14 protein-coding genes are annotated in these 16,179 nt (G+C 52.8%); 4 read left to right on the forward strand and 10 right to left on the reverse strand.

Going from position 1 to position 16,179, the window contains the following annotated elements; genetic code table 11:
* Positions 1-18 precede the first annotated feature (18 nt).
* The 5 genes from cysC to TON_RS08720 are packed head-to-tail and all read right to left on the reverse strand — an operon-like array spanning position 19 to position 4,397.
* Positions 19-564 carry an adenylyl-sulfate kinase gene (cysC, locus tag TON_RS08700; protein ID WP_012572666.1) on the reverse strand — a complete coding sequence of 182 codons (546 nt, stop codon included), beginning with the start codon at positions 562-564 and terminating at the stop codon, positions 19-21.
* A gap of 39 nt (positions 565-603) precedes the next feature.
* On the reverse strand, positions 604-2,034 hold the full coding sequence (locus tag TON_RS08705; RefSeq protein WP_012572667.1) for an alkaline phosphatase family protein: 1,431 nt from the start codon (positions 2,032-2,034) through the stop codon (positions 604-606).
* 5 nt (positions 2,035-2,039) lie between these two features.
* On the reverse strand, positions 2,040-2,975 hold the full coding sequence (locus tag TON_RS08710) for a DHH family phosphoesterase (protein ID WP_012572668.1): 936 nt from the start codon (positions 2,973-2,975) through the stop codon (positions 2,040-2,042).
* A gap of 29 nt (positions 2,976-3,004) precedes the next feature.
* Positions 3,005-4,144, reverse strand: a complete 1,140-nt coding sequence (gene sat, locus TON_RS08715; protein ID WP_012572669.1) for a sulfate adenylyltransferase — start codon at positions 4,142-4,144, stop codon at positions 3,005-3,007.
* 25 nt (positions 4,145-4,169) lie between these two features.
* Positions 4,170-4,397: a ribbon-helix-helix domain-containing protein gene (locus tag TON_RS08720; RefSeq protein WP_012572670.1), complete on the reverse strand. Its 228-nt coding sequence runs from the start codon at positions 4,395-4,397 to the stop codon at positions 4,170-4,172.
* A gap of 426 nt (positions 4,398-4,823) precedes the next feature.
* Here TON_RS08720 and TON_RS08725 point away from each other — a divergent pair, with 426 nt between their 5' ends.
* Positions 4,824-5,684 carry a cation diffusion facilitator family transporter gene (locus tag TON_RS08725; protein WP_048055113.1) on the forward strand — a complete coding sequence of 287 codons (861 nt, stop codon included), beginning with the start codon at positions 4,824-4,826 and terminating at the stop codon, positions 5,682-5,684.
* Here the strand turns inward: TON_RS08725 and mfnA are convergent.
* The 3 genes from mfnA to TON_RS08740 are packed head-to-tail and all read right to left on the reverse strand — an operon-like array spanning position 5,674 to position 8,288.
* On the reverse strand, positions 5,674-6,825 hold the full coding sequence (gene mfnA / locus TON_RS08730; protein ID WP_012572672.1) for a tyrosine decarboxylase MfnA: 1,152 nt from the start codon (positions 6,823-6,825) through the stop codon (positions 5,674-5,676). The genes TON_RS08725 and mfnA overlap by 11 nt on opposite strands.
* A 37-nt stretch (positions 6,826-6,862) precedes the next feature.
* Positions 6,863-8,038: a cation:proton antiporter gene (locus TON_RS08735; RefSeq protein ID WP_012572673.1), complete on the reverse strand. Its 1,176-nt coding sequence runs from the start codon at positions 8,036-8,038 to the stop codon at positions 6,863-6,865.
* Between the two features lies 1 nt (position 8,039).
* Positions 8,040-8,288, reverse strand: coding sequence for a TIGR00304 family membrane protein (locus tag TON_RS08740; RefSeq protein WP_012572674.1), 249 nt, complete (start codon positions 8,286-8,288; stop codon positions 8,040-8,042).
* A gap of 73 nt (positions 8,289-8,361) precedes the next feature.
* On the opposite strand from TON_RS08740, the gene TON_RS08745 reads away from it, so the two are divergent.
* Both TON_RS08745 and TON_RS08750 read left to right on the forward strand, forming a co-directional pair.
* Positions 8,362-9,060, forward strand: coding sequence for an HAD family hydrolase (locus tag TON_RS08745; protein WP_012572675.1), 699 nt, complete (start codon positions 8,362-8,364; stop codon positions 9,058-9,060).
* Positions 9,032-9,661 carry a diacylglycerol/polyprenol kinase family protein gene (locus TON_RS08750; RefSeq protein WP_012572676.1) on the forward strand — a complete coding sequence of 210 codons (630 nt, stop codon included), beginning with the start codon at positions 9,032-9,034 and terminating at the stop codon, positions 9,659-9,661. The genes TON_RS08745 and TON_RS08750 overlap by 29 nt, the downstream gene beginning before the upstream one ends.
* Positions 9,662-9,701: 40 nt before the next feature.
* On the opposite strand, the gene TON_RS08755 is transcribed toward TON_RS08750, so the two are convergent.
* Positions 9,702-13,115 (reverse strand): CARDB domain-containing protein, encoded by a 3,414-nt coding sequence (locus TON_RS08755; protein ID WP_012572677.1) that lies wholly within the window; start codon positions 13,113-13,115, stop codon positions 9,702-9,704.
* A 110-nt stretch (positions 13,116-13,225) separates the two neighbouring features.
* Between TON_RS08755 and TON_RS08760 the strand changes: the two genes are divergently transcribed.
* Positions 13,226-15,184, forward strand: coding sequence for an alpha-amylase/4-alpha-glucanotransferase domain-containing protein (locus TON_RS08760; protein WP_012572678.1), 1,959 nt, complete (start codon positions 13,226-13,228; stop codon positions 15,182-15,184).
* A 69-nt stretch (positions 15,185-15,253) separates the two neighbouring features.
* Here TON_RS08760 and ttuA read toward each other — a convergent pair whose 3' ends face one another.
* Complete coding sequence (gene ttuA / locus TON_RS08765; RefSeq protein WP_048055190.1) at positions 15,254-16,165, reverse strand: tRNA-5-methyluridine(54) 2-sulfurtransferase; 912 nt, start codon at positions 16,163-16,165, stop codon at positions 15,254-15,256.
* Positions 16,166-16,179: the final 14 nt, after the last annotated feature.

Below are 16,179 nucleotides of genomic sequence, written 5' to 3' on the forward strand. Positions count from 1 at the left end.
GCCCTTCCCCCGTGGGCGTCACGGCAGGTACTCAAGCTCCCTGGCCTTCTGAATAACGAGTTCAACTTCTTCCTCAGGCGTCATCTTTGAGCTGTCCACCTTTACCTCCGGGTTCTCGGGTTCTTCGTAAACGCCATCATAGCCAGTGAGACCCTTTATTTCGCCGCGCAGGGCTTTTGCATAGAGCCCCTTCGGGTCGCGCTGTATTCTGACCTCCAGCGGGGCGTAGACGTAGACCTCTATGAAGTTTCCTATCTCCTTTCTTGCGTGCTCTCTAACTGCTCTATACGGAGAGATCAGTGAGACTATCGCTATAACGCCGTTTCTTGAGAGGAGCTTGGCCATATGGATGACGATTCTGTTGTGCATCTCCCTCGCTTCCTTAGAAAAGCCGAGCTCCGGATAGAGCGTCTTCCTTATTGTGTCGCCGTCGAGTATTTCCACGCGGTAGCCCATTTCTCTGAGTTTCTTGGCAAGTTTGACAGCTAGAGTAGTCTTTCCGGCACCGCTCGGCCCCGTGAGCCAGATTGTAAAGCCCTTCTCTAGGTTCCTTAACCCGGACATTTCAACTCCCCCCGATTTCAGTGGTCAAAATTTGGGAACTCAGAGGATGCTCCTCCCATGCATCCCCACCAGCGGCTCCTCTATTCCAAAGAGCCTGAGCACCGTTGGCGCGAAGTCGTAGATGGTCAGCTGGGTGTGCTTTGACTCGTCCATGCCCGGCAGGTACATGGAAAACACTCCAAGCTCCGAGTGGTTCGCATCATCTGGACCAGTGTCGTTCTCAGGTAAATAGTTGCTCGGGTGGCCGAGGGTCCCTGCTGCTCTCCAGTTGAGGTTGTCGAAGTAGACCATGATGTCTGGCTTGCTTCCCTTTGCGACGGGGTAGATGTCCTCAGGGTAGAAGACCTTCGTGTCCCATTTCTCGCCGTTCGGGCCGCGTATGGACTTTATCATCTCCGCAACCTCATCGCGGACGCTTTCGAACTTTGATAGGGGTATTCTGCCCTCCTTCTCCCTTCCGAGGACGTTGAGGAAGACACGCGAATAGTAGCCGCCCCATCCCCAGGCCGTGCTCTCCTTCCAGTCCACATCCAGCTGCTCGAAGCGGATTACCTTACCGCTGTGGATAACCTCCGGGTTCCTGACCTTCAGCAGGCCCTCTTCGATGAGCCACTGGTTGACGGCGAAGTTGCCGTGCATGCCTTTTATGCCGTGGTCGGAAACTATGAAGACGGCCGTCTCGTCTAGGTCTATGAGCTTGAGCGTCTCGCCTATCTCCTTATCCAGTAGCTTGTAGTAGTCCGGAATGACGTTCTCGTATTTGTTTCCCTTCCCGGGGTAGAGGTGGTGGTTCTCGTCGAAGTAACGCCAGAAGGCGTGGTGAAGCCTGTCGAGGCCTATCTCGACGAAGTGGAAGTAGTCCCACTCCTTCTCCTGAAGGAGGTAGCGGATAACCTCGAAGCGCTTCTCCGTCATCTCCCAGATGTCTTCCTTGACCTCGTCCTTGGCCTCTTTCCTGAAGGGGACGTCGAAGATGTACTCGCCGACGAGCCTCTCTATCTCGCCCTTCAGCTCCTTCGGGTATGTGTAATCAACGCTCGCATCTGGTGTTATGAAGCAGCTAACTAGATGGCCCTTTATCGGCTTTGGCGGGTATGTTGGGGGAACACCAACTATTATCGATCTCTTTCCGCGCTCGCCGAGGTAGTCCCACACGGTCGGCTCCTTAACTTTCTTGCTGTGGGCTATCCAGTAGTCGGTGTAGCTGTAGCCCGTCCTGTGCCTGAAGCCGTAGAGACCGAGCTCACCGGCAGTTTTGCCCGTGACCATGACCATCCACATGGGGATAGTGATCGCTGGGATGCCCGTCTTCATGGGGCCGTAAATTGAGCGCTCAAGGAGCCTCCTGACGTTGGGCATGTCGTCAAGAAAGCGCCCGAAGAGGAGTTCCGGCGGGGCCGAGTCAAGGCCTATCACAAAGACTTTCTTGGTCTCCGTCATACCCTCCCTAACCTTCTTCTCAAACTCCATACTTCTCACCTCAGATATTCCTCAACGATTTTAAGCGCATCTTCGATTTTATCCCTCTCACATACGCAACCGAGGACTTCCCTCTTGCCGCCAGTGTTTGTCCCGAGGGTGCGGAGCCTCTCGATGACTTCTGCCATGTCTATCCTTTCGGCTTCCTCCTTCGAGACCCTAAAGTAGAGCTGAGCCTTCCCGTGGAAGTTCTTATTGACAACGACGGCACCTCTAAAGCCCATTTCCCAGACGAGCCTCCGTGCAACCTTGGAGATTATGTTGAACGGACTCTCGAACTCGACTATTGCGAAGCCGTTCCTCTCAGCTACACTTGAGAGGGTTTCCTCTATTGTGCGTCTTATCTCATCCGCTCTCCTAACCCACGGCTCGTATTCAAGGAGCTCTTTAGTTCCTTGACTGAGCAGAACTGCAACGGCTTTTTCAACGGCTCCTCTGTCCATGGCTATGTAGTTCGAGTCCATCAGCTCGACGAGCCTTAAAGCTTCCTCCCGTGATAGGCCTTCCCTATCGAGGAGCTCATTAACACGAGGAACCTCAAAAGCCCTCTCCCCGATGTCGCCGACTACGCCAAGGGCGCTCCAGGCGTTCCAGAGGCCGAAGTACTCGGAAACTACCAGCGAGGCCGATGGATAATATTCACCGTCGAGTGAGGGGTTAATCTGTTTGACCTTTGGGTTCCTTATCCTCGGCTGCGTGTGATGGTCTATGAAGAGTGTTTCGATATTTACCTTCTCCACCTCACCCGGAACGTTGAAGTCCATCACGTAGAGCTTTTCAGCCCCTTCTATTGCCTTCCGGATCCTCTCATCGAAGCGGAACTCGCCTATTGATGCTGTCATATTTGTGAAGTCTTCTAAACAGAGTGCTCTGACGAGCAAAGCCGCTGAAGTTATTCCGTCCGTGTCCCAGTGATGAACTATTAGATGCACCTAACTCACCCCGCAAAAATAAAAGGAGCTCACTCCACGAAGGGCTTCTCAAAGCTCCTTATGACCTCGTAAACCTCGGGCCTCATCATGTATTCTGGCGGCTGCTCGCCGGCCATTATCATCTTCCTGAGCTTGGTGCCGCTGATTCTGACGTGGAACTCCTTTGGATGGGGACATATCTTGGCGTTGACCATGCCGCCGCACTTCCTGCAGTAGAAGGCCTCTCTGATGAACATCGGGGTTATGCCGAGGTCAGGGAAGTTCTCGAACATATCCCAGGCCTCGTAGGGCCCGTAGTAGTCGCCGACTCCAGCGTGGTCTCTTCCCACGATGAAGTGCGTTGCTCCAAAGTTCTTCCTCATGATGGCGTGGTGGATGGCTTCCCTCGGGCCAGCATACCTCATTTCATAGCGGACGGTCGCTAAGGTCGCGGCGTTCTTTGGGTAGTAGTGCTCAAATAGCGTCTCGTAGGCCTTGATTATGACCTCATCCTTATAATCGCCCTTCTTCTTTTTACCGAGGACGGGGTTGATGAAGAGGCCGTCTACAAAGGTTAGCGCCGCCTTCTGGACGTACTCGTGCCCGACGTGGGGGGCGTTCCTCGTCTGGAAGGCAACGATGGTCCTCCAGCCGCGCTCCTTGAAGAGGACCCTCGTCTCGACGGGTCTGAGGGTGTACTTGGCGAAGGGATTTGGAACTTCATTGAGGAGCTCTATCTCACCGCCGACGAGGTATTTACCCAGGGAATAAACCTTGGCAACGCCCGGATGATTTGGATCGGTGGTCTTGAAGACTTTCTGGGCAAACTCTCTCTTGTCGTAGGTGTATATTTCCTCAACGTGCATCCTTGCAATAGGTATGTCTTCGTAGTAGAGCAAAACCGCGTCTCCCTCATCAAAGGTCTTTTCCACAATGTCGATCACTATCGGAATAGTCCAAGGGGTATCATCGCTCAGACGCATGTGGTCGAGTACACTTTGGAAATCATCACTTGTGAGAAAGCCTTTCAGGGGAGAATAGACACCATGGGCGATGTTCTCGAGGTCTATCGCCCTTCCGTGGTCGATCTTAACGGAGGGATACTCCTTCTGCTCGCTCAGAATTCTCTCGCGGGTTCTCTCTGCGACGAGCCTTCTGACTAACTTGCCTCCATGGGGCTTCGAGACCATGCTACCACCTCAAAAATTTGGGGAATCAGTCGAGGTAGCCCAGAGCCCTGAGCCTCTCTTTGACCTTCTCCTCTTCCTCCTCGGTGAAGACTTCTTCCTTCTCCTCCTCTTCGAGGCTCGCCAGAACCTCACGGAGAACGTAGGTAACGTAATCTGAGACTGAAGTGAAACCAGTACCCTCTATCCTCTTTTTAATCTTGTCATAGAGGGGCTTTGGTATGGAAACTGTCGTGTACTTCTTTTCGTCGGCCATTCCACACACCTCCGTCTTTAATGATATTTAATGACATTTAATTAAGGCGGCTGTTCTAATATTTAAGGATTTCTATTCTCCGTGGGAATACCGTGCGGTGATAGTATACCCTCTTGGAAAGCATTTTAAGCCCTTGGAAGAAATTCAAAGCGCGATGATGATTGATGGGCGAACCGACCGATGAGGAAGGAAAGGTGATCGCTGAGCAACTCTTTTAAGGCCCATCCCCTACCTTTTCTGGGATGATGATTTCAGCCTTGTCTGAGACTCGTGATGATGGAGTGACGGACTGACCGCAGGTCTTATTTTTATGGTTCTTTGATTAGGCTTCCCGAATAAAATTGGAAAACCTAATAAAGTTTGGTGCTAATCCGGAATGGAAATGTTCAAATGTTGTGTTCATATGCGTGACTTTGGGGTGATATGTTGGAGGAAATCTACAAGCCGCTATGGGTCAGCATCATAGGCAATGTTCTTCTTGCCTTCATTAAGCTAATCGCGGGTTTCCTGTACTCGAGCATAGCCCTCATATCGGACGGTGTTCACTCCCTCAGCGACGTGGTGACGAGCGTCATCGGCTACCTCGGCATAAAGATATCATCCAAGCCTCCCGACAGGAGTCACCCCTTCGGCCACTCTCGCTTTGAGCCTCTCGTAGCTTTTCTCATTGGTGAGGCTCTAATAATAGTCGCCTACGAGATCGGGCGGGATGCTGTTGGGAGAATGCTTCGTGGGGAAGTCATCGAGGTCAATTCCGTAATGTTGGCGGTTACGATTCTCTCGATCCTCGTGAAGGAGGCCATGTTCCGCTATTCCGTTCACGTCGGCAGAAAGCTCAACAGCCAGATTATCATTGCCGATGCGTACCATCACAGGAGTGATGCTCTCAGCAGTGTTGCGGTTCTCTTTGGTCTCGGGACGCAAAAACTTGGCTTCCAGTATGGCGATGCACTAGCTGGCTTTATAGTGGCGCTCTTCCTGGTGAAGGTCTCCTTCGATATAATCCTAGAGAACGTGGGTTACTTGACCGGCCAGGCGCCACCATTCGAAGTCTGCGAGGAGATAAAAAGGCGCGCTTTGAGCGTTCCCAACGTCCTCGGCGTCCATGACCTAAGAGCCCACTACGTTGGGAGCAAGCTCCACGTCGAGCTTCATATAGAGGTTCCGCCTGAGCTGACGCTGAAGGAAGCTCATGACATCAGCGAAGAAGTGAGGGAGCGCATCGAGGAGATAGAGGACGTTGACAGGGCCTTCGTTCACGTGGACATAAAGGGAGTCACCGAGTGATGATTTCCTGCAGATCCCTTAGAAACTCCTCTAGGTGTTCTCTTCTAACGTGGGGCATCATGACGATCCTAATGTAACCACGATGGGCGCTTATTCCCCAGCCGCGCCTTTTGAGCTTCTCCTCGACTTCTTCCAGGTTCGTTGTGCCAAAGGAGACTATGTTGAGCATGGGCTCCCTGATGAGGTAAACGCCGGGTATCTTTTTCAGCTCTCCCGCGAACCATCTGCTCAGCTCCATTGCCCCCTTCACTACCTCCTTGTAGCCCTCGAAGCCGAGGTGCTTTATCATGGCCCACACAGCCAGAGCGTTTGCTCCAGGCCGTGTTCCGGTTATTGTTGCCTGCCACACTTTGCCTCCCGCCAAGTAGGGGGCGGGAACACTTATGGCCTCTAGGAACTTCTTCTTCCTGAATATTATCCCACCTGCCGGGATGGGCACCATACCCATCTTGTGGGGGTCTATGGTTATGCTCTGAACGCCTTTAAGCCTGAAGTCGAAGTCGGGTAGGTCATAACCCAGCTCCTTTGCGAAGGGTATGACGAAGCCTCCAAAAGCTGCATCAACGTGCAGAGGAAGACCGTAGTCAATGGCTAGGTCACTCAAGGCAGGAATGTCGTCAACTACTCCTAGACCAGTGGTTCCGGCTATACCAACGATGCCTATCGTGTTGTCCGTTATCTTTCTTTCGACATCATTGACATCGACGGAGTAGTCCTCTTTAAGCTCGGCCCAGACAAGCTTGACGCTGAGCATCTCGCTCGCCTTGAGGAAGGAGAAGTGGGCGCTCCTTGGGAGGATTAGCTCCGGCTTTTCGACGTCGGCGAGGTTGCGGAAGGCTCTAACGGCCAAGATGTTGGCCTCAGTTCCTCCGGAGACTATGTTCCCGTAGCCCTTCTCAAGGCCGAGAAGGTTGGAGAGCATCTGGATGGCTTCTTCCTCAATCTTCTGACTGCCGACGTGAAGGCCGGGGTCGCCGAGGTTTCTGTCGATGTAGAGGGAGATTACCTTCCGAGCGAAGGGATGGGGATATGTGCACATTGAACCTAAAATCCGTCCGGAATCGAAGGTTAAATCCTCCGCCGTTTTCTCCTCCAGCTCTGCTAAAACTTCTTCCTCGCTCGCGCCTTTCCTCGGGAACATGGTCTCACCAGCCTGGCACTACTCCACACCCCTCAATTTAAGCTTTTGCCCTTTTGATGTAGGTCTTAAAGAACAGCGGCGTCGTTAAGGCTGTCATCATGGAGACGACTATGACGCTCGCGAAGATGGTCTGATCGATGAGCCCGGTGTTGAGGCCAAAGGTGAGTATCGCCAGCTCCAGGCTTCCCCTGCCACCCATGCCTATACCAACGAGGATTGAATCCTTCCAGCTCAGGCCGAAGAGCCTGCTCCCCAGCCCACAGCCGAGAAGCTTTCCAAGCACTGCCGCGAGGTAGAGGGTTCCTATCAGAGCAAGGCTTATTCTAGCCAGCGGTGGGTTGAACATCAATCCGACGTAGATGAAGAACAGCGGAATGAAGAACTCCGTAAGAACGACCTGGAGGTCTTCGATGAGTTCGTTGAGCTTTATCCTGGTCACAACGAGAGGATCTTTTCTCTCACGCAGTCTGCTTATCGTCAGTCCCGCAAGGTAGGCGCCGATTATCTGGTTGAGACCGACCTTTTCGGCTATTATTGCCAGGGCGAAAGTTAATATTAGCGTGAAGGTGAAGAAGACGTTTAGGTTCTTGACTATTGAGTAGAACCAGCGGGAGCGCTTGAAGACGAACTCCGAGATTAATAAGGTGGCTCCTATGAAAAGGAATATCTTGACGGTCAGTATTCCCAGGGAAAGCGCGTCGAGACTCCCCTTGGCCATTGCGGTGATTATACCTATCAGGTAAACCGCCAGTATGTCGTCAACGAATGCAGCTCCCATGAGAATGGATGAAATCTCTCTTTTAACGCGCTCCTTAACGAGGACGCCGCTCGTCACCTCTATTGCGGTGTTTCCGAGGGTAACGCCGACGAAGATCGCCGCCGAAGTGCCTTTGTCGAAGAACTCTACCGTGGTAAAGCCGAGAATGAACGAGAAAGCCACTCCAAGGACGGCAACGACCACAGCTTTTTTCGTGTTCTGGGCTATGGCTGAAAAGTTGCTGGTGAGTCCCATGTAGAGCATCATCATTATGAGCCCGAACTCGGCCAGGACGCCGAGCTGATCGGTTGGTTCGATGGCTCCAAGAACAAAGGGTCCCAGCACGATTCCTGTGAGCACGTGGGCAATAATCGGGTGTATCCCAACTCTCTCGAAGAGCCACTCGATGCTCTTGGCAGTCACGAGCAGAATCGCGAGCGCCGCTAGAAAGTCCACGTCATCCCCTCCTTGCGAGCAGAGCTCCTATTATCCAGAATGCCATCATAATTATCGCAAGAATCATCGCGAGCGTTGCACCTCGACCGGTGCCAAAGACTATTGGGAAGGGGCCTATCATTATCACCCCGCCGCTTTCGACTTCTGCCTCTCCGCCCATAGCCGAGAAGAGAGTTCCAATAAAGACTAGGAGGAATCCGAGGAATATCATTCCCATGCCGAGTGCTATGAGCAGGGTTCCTTTGTCCATACATTAGGAGCTTTCTTTTCCTCTTTTAAACCTTAACCCAAAGAATTAAAATATCGCCTTCCAATCCGCTAACATGCTTGTGCTCGTTGATCTCGACGATACCCTCTGCAACACCTGGGATGCCGGAAAGTACACGCTCCTCCGTCTTATACCCTTCCTTCTCAGAAGGAGGAAGTTCAAGTCTTTCTTCTACATAATCACTGCCCGCTACAGGGAGCTCGAGCAGTCGCGGGAGTTCCACATGATGGATCTTGACAAAATCGTTGAGAAGCTTCTCGGAAAAGTTTACGCCAAGATAACCCCTGAGGAGTTTGAGGAGATAATGGACCTAGTTGATAGAGTCTTCTTCTCGAACCTCAAGCTCTATCCTGACGCCCTTCCGTTTCTTCAGGGACTCAAAGAAATGGGGGCAAAGATAGTGCTCATAACGGACTCCTCGAGCCACTGGCAGAGGAAGAAGCTCGAGTATCTCGGGATAAAGGACTACTTCGATGCGCTCATAATCAGCGGCGAGACCGGCCACAGCAAGCTTGATCCCCACAACTTCCGCCTGGCAACGAGTATGTTTCCCCACGAAGAGGAGATCTATATGGTCGGTGACAGGGACGACACTGATATGAGGGGTGGCAAAGATATTGGGGCTACAACCATCCTCGTGAAGCGGGGTTATTTCAAGGGAAGGCGCCCAAAACACGCCGATTACATTGTCAATGATCTGCTGGAGGCCTTGGAGGTGATTAAAAATGAGCATGAAAAGCGAGCTAAAGCGTAAGTCCCTCCACATCGTGGGATTGTCGGTTCCAGTCTCGTACCTCATCTTCGGGAGAGATGTAACGCTTGCTCTTATCGGATTGGCCTTCTTCATCTTCGTGGTTCTGGAGCCCTTCAGGATAATTGAGGCTTTGAGGGATAAAATCAAGGAAAAACTCCGGCTCTACGTTTACGATGACGTCATTGAGCGCGTGGAGATGCTGGAAAAGCAGATAGACGAGATAACCCGCGAGCACGAGCGCTACCGCGTCGCGGCGCACATATACTTCTCAGCGGCAGCATTCATCGTGGTGTACTTCTTTCCTGAGGAAATAGCCATTGGAGCAATTGCCGTTGCTACCATTGGTGATGCCCTCGCGGCCATAATCGGGAAGTCGTTCGGAAGACACCGCTTTAAGAATGGCAAAAGTGTTGAGGGGAGTCTGGCTTACTTCATTTCAGGCCTGCTGATTCTGTGGCCTCTTGTGGGGCTTCCCTTAGCAGTCCTCGGTTCCCTTGCAGGTATGCTGGCCGAATTCTACAACCTTCCGCCAGATGACAACTTCTCGAACCAGCTGGCGATAGCGACGGTGCTGTATTTGGCCGATATTCTCGTCTTTTGAAGCCCCAAATAGATAAAGAAGGACAGAAAAGGGGAGAGGCTCACTCTATCGTAACCTTTACGAAGGTGGTGAAGTTATCTGCGTCGGTCCACTCCTCTCCCGGCGCTCTGTCGTGAATGCTCGGGTCGTCTGGGAGGCTGTCAACTGCTGAGTCTCCAGCTCCCTGACCGGTCACGTAGGCGACGATGTATATCTCAGAGGGCTTTCCTCCGAGGGCCTTCCACGGAATGGCTATCTCGAGAGTCTGTAGTCCGTTCTCAGCGCCGCCGATGTAGGCGTAAAAGCCTGTCCACTTGAGATCGTTGTATATCCAGGAGCTTCCGTTCCAGAGCACGAGCTGGGCGCTGGAGATATTATTTGTTCCCTTGTCTTGGTCGAACGGCCCGTTCCAGTAGAAGTAGAGCTGGGCATCAATGCCCCTGCTGAAGCTGACCTTCCTGGCCCAGCTGTCCTGGCCAGTGGTGTAGCCGCCCTCCTTGTAGTCGAGGGAAATACCGTAGGCAACTCTCCATGAAGCCTTGTTCTCCGTGGTGAGTGCTATGTAGAGGAACTGGTCGTCGTAGTCAACGTAGAGCGCCTTGAGGTTCGCACCATCCTGGCCGAAGCCGGTGGTGTCCTCAGCAACTGGCTCGACGCTCCAGTCGTCAAGGTTGCCGTCTATGGTCTTGGTGAGATTCTTGGCGAGCTCCTCCATCTCTCTCTTCTTCTCCAGCTCACCGCTCTTGGCCTTCTCGATCATAGCCTCAAGGTCTCTCACCATTTTCTTGAGGCCCGTGTAGGAGCGGTATATCTTGAGCGAGGCACTGAAGGCGTAGTTCGGCAGGTCTATCATGGACTTGCCCTCATTGTAAAGCTTCAGCAGATCCATCAGCTCGGAATCGTACTGCTCGAGCTTCTTCCTTATGTCATCCGTTAGCGGCATGTTCCTGAGCTCGCTGGCGAGCTCCTGGTAGCGGGCGTAGTCCTTCTCGAAGTTTCTTATGCCGTAGAACTTGTTGATCATGACGAAGGTGTTCTGGTACTGGATGAGTCTCTGCACCTTGACACTAACAAGGCCAGCGCTCTCGATGATGTTGTCCATGGTTACGCGAACGTAGTAGTCCGGGATGTTGTCCACCAGCTCCTGGGTGGTGGTTGGCTCAATGGTAATGGTGTCAACGATATCGCTGTTACCGTCGTTGGCGAATGGGTCTCCGAAGTTCCAGACGGCCGGGCCATAGCTGAAGCCGGTGGCAACTTGGAAGTTGAAGTTCCTCGCACCATCAAAGACGCTCAGGGGAACTCTCACTTCGACGGTGTTCTTGGTGAGGTCAACTCCAACGAGAGCCCCGTCCACGGGGATAACGTTTCCTTCGGGGTCAACGAAGTAGAGCAGTGATGTGACGCTGTTGCCGGCTGAAGCCACGGCCTGCTCCTGGCCAACGTATTCGCTTCCGCCAAGGTTCACCGCCATCTGAATGTCCCACGCTATGACAGTGTTGGTGTCCATTTCACCGGCGAACCAGTATGCCCCGCCATCCTTGTAGTCTATCGGAACCGCTATGAAGGTCGCGCCGTTGTCCCCTATCTTGATGTTGCTCATATCCGCGAACTTGAAGAGGAAGTAAACGTACCTATCGTCTTTGGTTACGCCAACCTCTGTGAGATCGGCGTGCGATGAGCTTCTTCCCGGCAGGTATGGGTCTTTATCATGCCTCTGGTCATCGACGGGGTCGCTCCAGATGAAGAATCCGTTCTGGACGGTGTATGAATTGGGTTCAATGGTAATTGCCAACCAGTCGTTGGGGTTTCCGTCAACGTCGATGTTGCCGACCCACACAACGTCAACGTTCATAACGAATTCGTTGTTGTCCTCGTTGGCTTCGGCTATGGTGTTCTCCTCGTCAACGACGGCCCTTATGGTGTAAGTTCCGGTAGCGTTGGGCGTCCAGTTGAAGAGGAACCACTTCTCCTCTCCTGCTCCAAGGTCCGCCGTCCAGTTGGTGTAGAGGTTGCCGTCGATGTAGACCTTGACCGTTGCTCCAGTCACGGGCAGGGAGCCCTTGTTCTTGACAGTAACATTGTAGTTGCCCACCCTGTTGAGGCCAACTACGCCGGGTCCGGTGATGCTGACGGTCAGGTCTGGCATGAGGAACCATTCGCCGACGAGCAGGTTAGTGAAGGTGTCGGTGTCGCCCCATTCGTTCCCGATGTTGGTGTAGTCTATTGCCGGGTCAACGGGGAGAGAATCAACCGCGCTTCCACCACTTCCAGTAACCCAGGCCATTATTGCGAACTTTGAGCGCTTTCCTCCGAGGGCGCTCCATGGTATTGCTATCTCAAGCGTCTGGAGACCAGTTGATGTGTTCCCTGTGTAAGCGAAGCTTCCACCAACGCTGCTTATGCTGTTGTAAGTCCAACCACTTCCAGTCCATGTGTTAAAGTTGTCGGTACCCATTCCGGTGTCCCAGCCCCACCAGAAGTAGATTTCGTAATCAATCGCGTACCCGGCTCCAAACTCCACGCTCCTACCCCAGGAGTCCCCACCAGTAGTGTAGCCGTTTCCGGTTCCTGGATCAACGTCAATACCAATACCATAAGCAACATCCCAGCTTGCGGTGTTGTTGGTATTAATGGCTATGTAGAGATAGGTGTCATCCCAGGAAACGTACATCCTGCCAAGATTGGCTCCGGCTTGGCCGTTGTCCTGACCAATGACCAGGAGGTCCGACGGGCCCCAGTCGCTGAGGTTGCCGTCTATGGTCTTGGGGGCGACGTAGATTTCGGCGAGGTTGGTGAATGTATCGGCATCTCCCCATTCGTTCCCGATGTTGGTGTAGTCTATCGCAGGATCCACCGGGAGACTGTCAACTGCCGAACCGCCGCTTCCAGTCACCCAAGCGATAATTGCTACCTTGTCCGGCCTTCCTCCGAGTGCCTCCCAAGGCACCTTGATTTCAAGGGTTTGTAATCCAGTTGATGTGTTCCCTGTGTAAGCGAAGCTTCCACCAACGCTGCTTATGCTGTTGTAAGTCCAACCACTTCCGGTCCATACGTTGAAGTTGTCGGTACCCATTCCAGTGTCCCAGCCCCACCAGAAGTAAATCTCATAATCAACGGCATAACTGTTTCCGAAGCTTATGCTCCTCCCCCAGGAATCGCTGGTTCCAGTGTAGCCGTTTCCAGTTCCTGGATCAACGTCAATACCAATACCATAAGCAACATCCCAGCTCTGAGTGTTGCCTGTTGTTATTGCTATGTAGAGGTAGTTATCGTCCCAGGCAATGTACATCCTGCTCAAATTTGCACCTGCCAGCCCGTTGTCCCATCCGGCGGTTATGAGGTCCGAGGACGTCCAGTCGCTTAAATCTCCGTCGATTATCTTGGTTCCGTACATAGCGCTTACCATTTTAGTCGCTGGAACCAAACTTAAAAAAAGCAAAACCACCATCAAAATTCCAAGGCCTTTCCTCATAGGATTCACCTCTGGTGATACCTGTTCACCATTGATGATACCTGTGCATAAAATATTTATATACCTTTTCCAATATCACCGGTAGTGATAATAGTTTTGGGGGTGCATCGATGGTCAATTTCATCTTTGGAATACACAACCATCAGCCTCTTGGCAACTTTGGATGGGTGTTTGAGGATGCTTACAACCGTTCTTACCGTCCTTTCATGGAGATTCTGGAGGAATACCCCAATATGAAGGTCGCAGTTCACATAAGCGGGCCTTTGCTGGAGTGGCTTGATGAGAACAAGCCTGACTACATCGACCTCCTCCGCTCGCTGGTGAGTAAGGGTCAGCTTGAGATAGTCGTGGCAGGTTTTTACGAACCAGTCCTGGCTGCCATCCCAAAAGAAGACCGTATAGAGCAGATCAAGCTTTTGAAGGACTTTGCCAAAAAGCTGGGCTACGATGCCAAGGGCGTCTGGCTCACCGAGCGTGTCTGGCAGCCGGAGCTGGTTAAGAGCCTCCGCGAGGCGGGGATAGATTACGTCATAGTTGACGACTACCACTTCATGAGCGCGGGTCTGTCAAAGGAAGAACTTTTCTGGCCCTACTACACCGAGGACGGTGGTGAGGTTATAGCAGTCTTTCCGATAGACGAGAAGCTTCGCTACCTCATCCCATTCAGGCCGGTGGAGAAAACGCTGGAGTACCTTCACAGCCTTGATGACGGCGATGAGAGCAAGGTTGCGGTCTTCCACGACGACGGCGAGAAGTTCGGCGTCTGGCCTGGAACCTACGATTGGGTATATAAGAAGGGCTGGCTTAAGGAGTTCTTCGACAGGGTTTCGAGCGACGAGAGGATAAACCTCATGCTCTACTCGGAGTACCTCCAGCGCTTCAGGCCTAAGGGCCTTGTTTACCTCCCAATCGCTTCATACTTCGAGATGAGCGAGTGGTCACTGCCAGCTAAGCAGGCAAAGCTCTTCGTGGAGTTCGTTGAGAAGCTGAAGGAGCACGGCCAGTTCGAGAAGTACCGCGTCTTCGTCCGCGGCGGCATCTGGAAGAACTTCTTCTTCAAGTATCCTGAGAGCAACTACATGCACAAGCGCATGCTGATGGTGAGCGGACTCGTTAGGGACAACCCTGAGGCGAGGCACTTCATCCTTAAAGCCCAGTGCAACGACGCTTACTGGCACGGCATCTTTGGTGGTGTTTACCTCCCCCATCTGAGGAGGACCATCTGGGAGAACATCATTAAGGCGAACAGCTACGTTTTCACTGGAAGTTTCGTCAGAGATATAGACTTCGATGGCCGTGAGGAGGTCTTCATTGAGAGTGAGAACTTCTTCGCCGTATTCAAGCCCGCCTACGGTGGGGCGCTCTTTGAGCTCAGCTCCAAGAGGAAAGCGGTGAACTACAACGACGTTTTGGCGAGGAGATGGGAGCACTACCACGAAGTCCCAGAGGCGGCAACCCCTGAGGAAGGGGATGGCGAAGGAGTTGCCAGCATTCACGAGATTGGAAAGAAAATACCCGAGGAGATAAGGCGCGAGCTTGCCTACGACAGTCACCCAAGGGCTATCCTCCAGGATCATTTCCTGTCCCCTGAAACGGGCCTCGACGACTACCGACTCGCGCGCTATGAGGAGCTCGGTGACTTTCTGACCGGCGCATATGACTACAGCCCCCTCGAGGGCGGCATAACCCTCTGGAGGGACGGGAGCGTTTCAGGAAAACCGGCGCGCGTGGAGAAATCCCTTCGCCTGACTGATGATGGCTTTATCGTGGACTACACGGTCAAGAGCGGGGCTAAGGTGCTCTTCGGCGCTGAGCTGAACCTAGCGGTTCACAGCGTCATGGAGGAGCCGGATGAATTCGAAGCTACGGCGATAGAAGTGAACGATCCATACGGCATCGGAAAGGTGGAGATAAAGCTCGACAGAAAAGCTAAAGTCTGGAAGTTCCCGATAAAGACCCTTTCCCAGAGCGAGGCCGGCTGGGACTTCATCCAGCAGGGCGTCAGCTATACGGTGCTCTTCCCGGTTGATGGAGAGCTGAAGTTCAGGCTCCGCTTTAAGGAGTTGTGAGAGGCCTCAGCTAGGGAGGCCCTCATCACCCATCAGAGCCCGAAAGGCTCACCTCATCGGCCCTTGCCGTTAATCTTTTCTTACCCTGAAGTCCAGCGGCTCCTCAAGGCGCCAGAAGCGGCAGAAGGAACATACCTCACCGCTCGACGGCATGCCGCAGACTTTGCACTCCCTCAGCTCTACCTCTTCAAGCTCGGCCTCGAAGATGTGCTTCTTCCTCAGGTAGCCCTTCACGAAGTTTATCTTGGTTCCCGGTCTCTTCTCCTCCATCTCGTTGAGGACTTCCTTGAACTCAAGTGTTGTTGCTCCGCGAGCGTGCGGGCACTCCTCAATATGATACTCTATGCCGTTGGCAAGTGCATAGGCAACAACTTCTCTCTCGGTGAGCTCGTAGAGGGGCTTAATTTTCTTCACGAATTTGCCCTCGCCGGGGGTTAGCGGTCCCTGTTTGGCCAGATACTGCGTATTCCAGTGCATCAGGTTGGAGAATATGAAGCTTGCCTCGTCGTCGAGGTTGTGGCCGGTGGCGACTGCATCGAAGCCGTTGTCGTAGGCGAACTTGTTGAAGATGTAGCGCTTCGTTAAGCCGCAGTAGGAGCATGTGGGTCTTCTCGTCCTTACTTCACCAATTCCGTGACCCAAGAGCTCCTTAACGCGGACTATGTGGAGCGGAACTCCCAAAGCCTCGCACTGCCTCTTTGCATATTCTTCGCTCTTCTCCGAGTACTCCCCTATGCCGAGGTTTATGTGGAGGCACTCTATATCGTAGCCAAGCTTCTTGAGGACGTAAGCAGTAACGGCTGAATCCTTTCCCCCGCTCACAACGACTAGAACTCTCTCGTCGGGCTTCAGCAGCTTGTATCTCTCTATTGTGCGCTTGACCTTCCTCTCGAAGTATTCCGTGAAGTGCTCGGGGCAGAGGTACATTCTTGGGTAGTGAAGCTTAATGAAAGCTGGTTTCTCGCAGAACTTGCATCTCATAGGCATTCTCTCTC

It is taken from the genome of Thermococcus onnurineus NA1 (assembly GCF_000018365.1).
GTDB lineage: Archaea > Methanobacteriota_B > Thermococci > Thermococcales > Thermococcaceae > Thermococcus > Thermococcus onnurineus.

Coding starts and splice junctions, on each gene's coding strand:
- ttuA (WP_048055190.1), bottom strand. CDS start 16,165: ATGAGATGCAAGTTCTGCGAGAAACCAGCTTTCATTAAGCTTCACTAC.
- TON_RS08755 (WP_012572677.1), bottom strand. CDS start 13,115: ATGAGGAAAGGCCTTGGAATTTTGATGGTGGTTTTGCTTTTTTTAAGT.
- sat (WP_012572669.1), bottom strand. CDS start 4,144: ATGGTCTCGAAGCCCCATGGAGGCAAGTTAGTCAGAAGGCTCGTCGCA.
- TON_RS08760 (WP_012572678.1), top strand. CDS start 13,226: ATGGTCAATTTCATCTTTGGAATACACAACCATCAGCCTCTTGGCAAC.
- mfnA (WP_012572672.1), bottom strand. CDS start 6,825: ATGTTCCCGAGGAAAGGCGCGAGCGAGGAAGAAGTTTTAGCAGAGCTG.
- TON_RS08740 (WP_012572674.1), bottom strand. CDS start 8,288: ATGGACAAAGGAACCCTGCTCATAGCACTCGGCATGGGAATGATATTC.
- TON_RS08745 (WP_012572675.1), top strand. CDS start 8,362: ATGCTTGTGCTCGTTGATCTCGACGATACCCTCTGCAACACCTGGGAT.
- TON_RS08720 (WP_012572670.1), bottom strand. CDS start 4,397: ATGGCCGACGAAAAGAAGTACACGACAGTTTCCATACCAAAGCCCCTC.
- cysC (WP_012572666.1), bottom strand. CDS start 564: ATGTCCGGGTTAAGGAACCTAGAGAAGGGCTTTACAATCTGGCTCACG.
- TON_RS08705 (WP_012572667.1), bottom strand. CDS start 2,034: ATGGAGTTTGAGAAGAAGGTTAGGGAGGGTATGACGGAGACCAAGAAA.
- TON_RS08750 (WP_012572676.1), top strand. CDS start 9,032: ATGAGCATGAAAAGCGAGCTAAAGCGTAAGTCCCTCCACATCGTGGGA.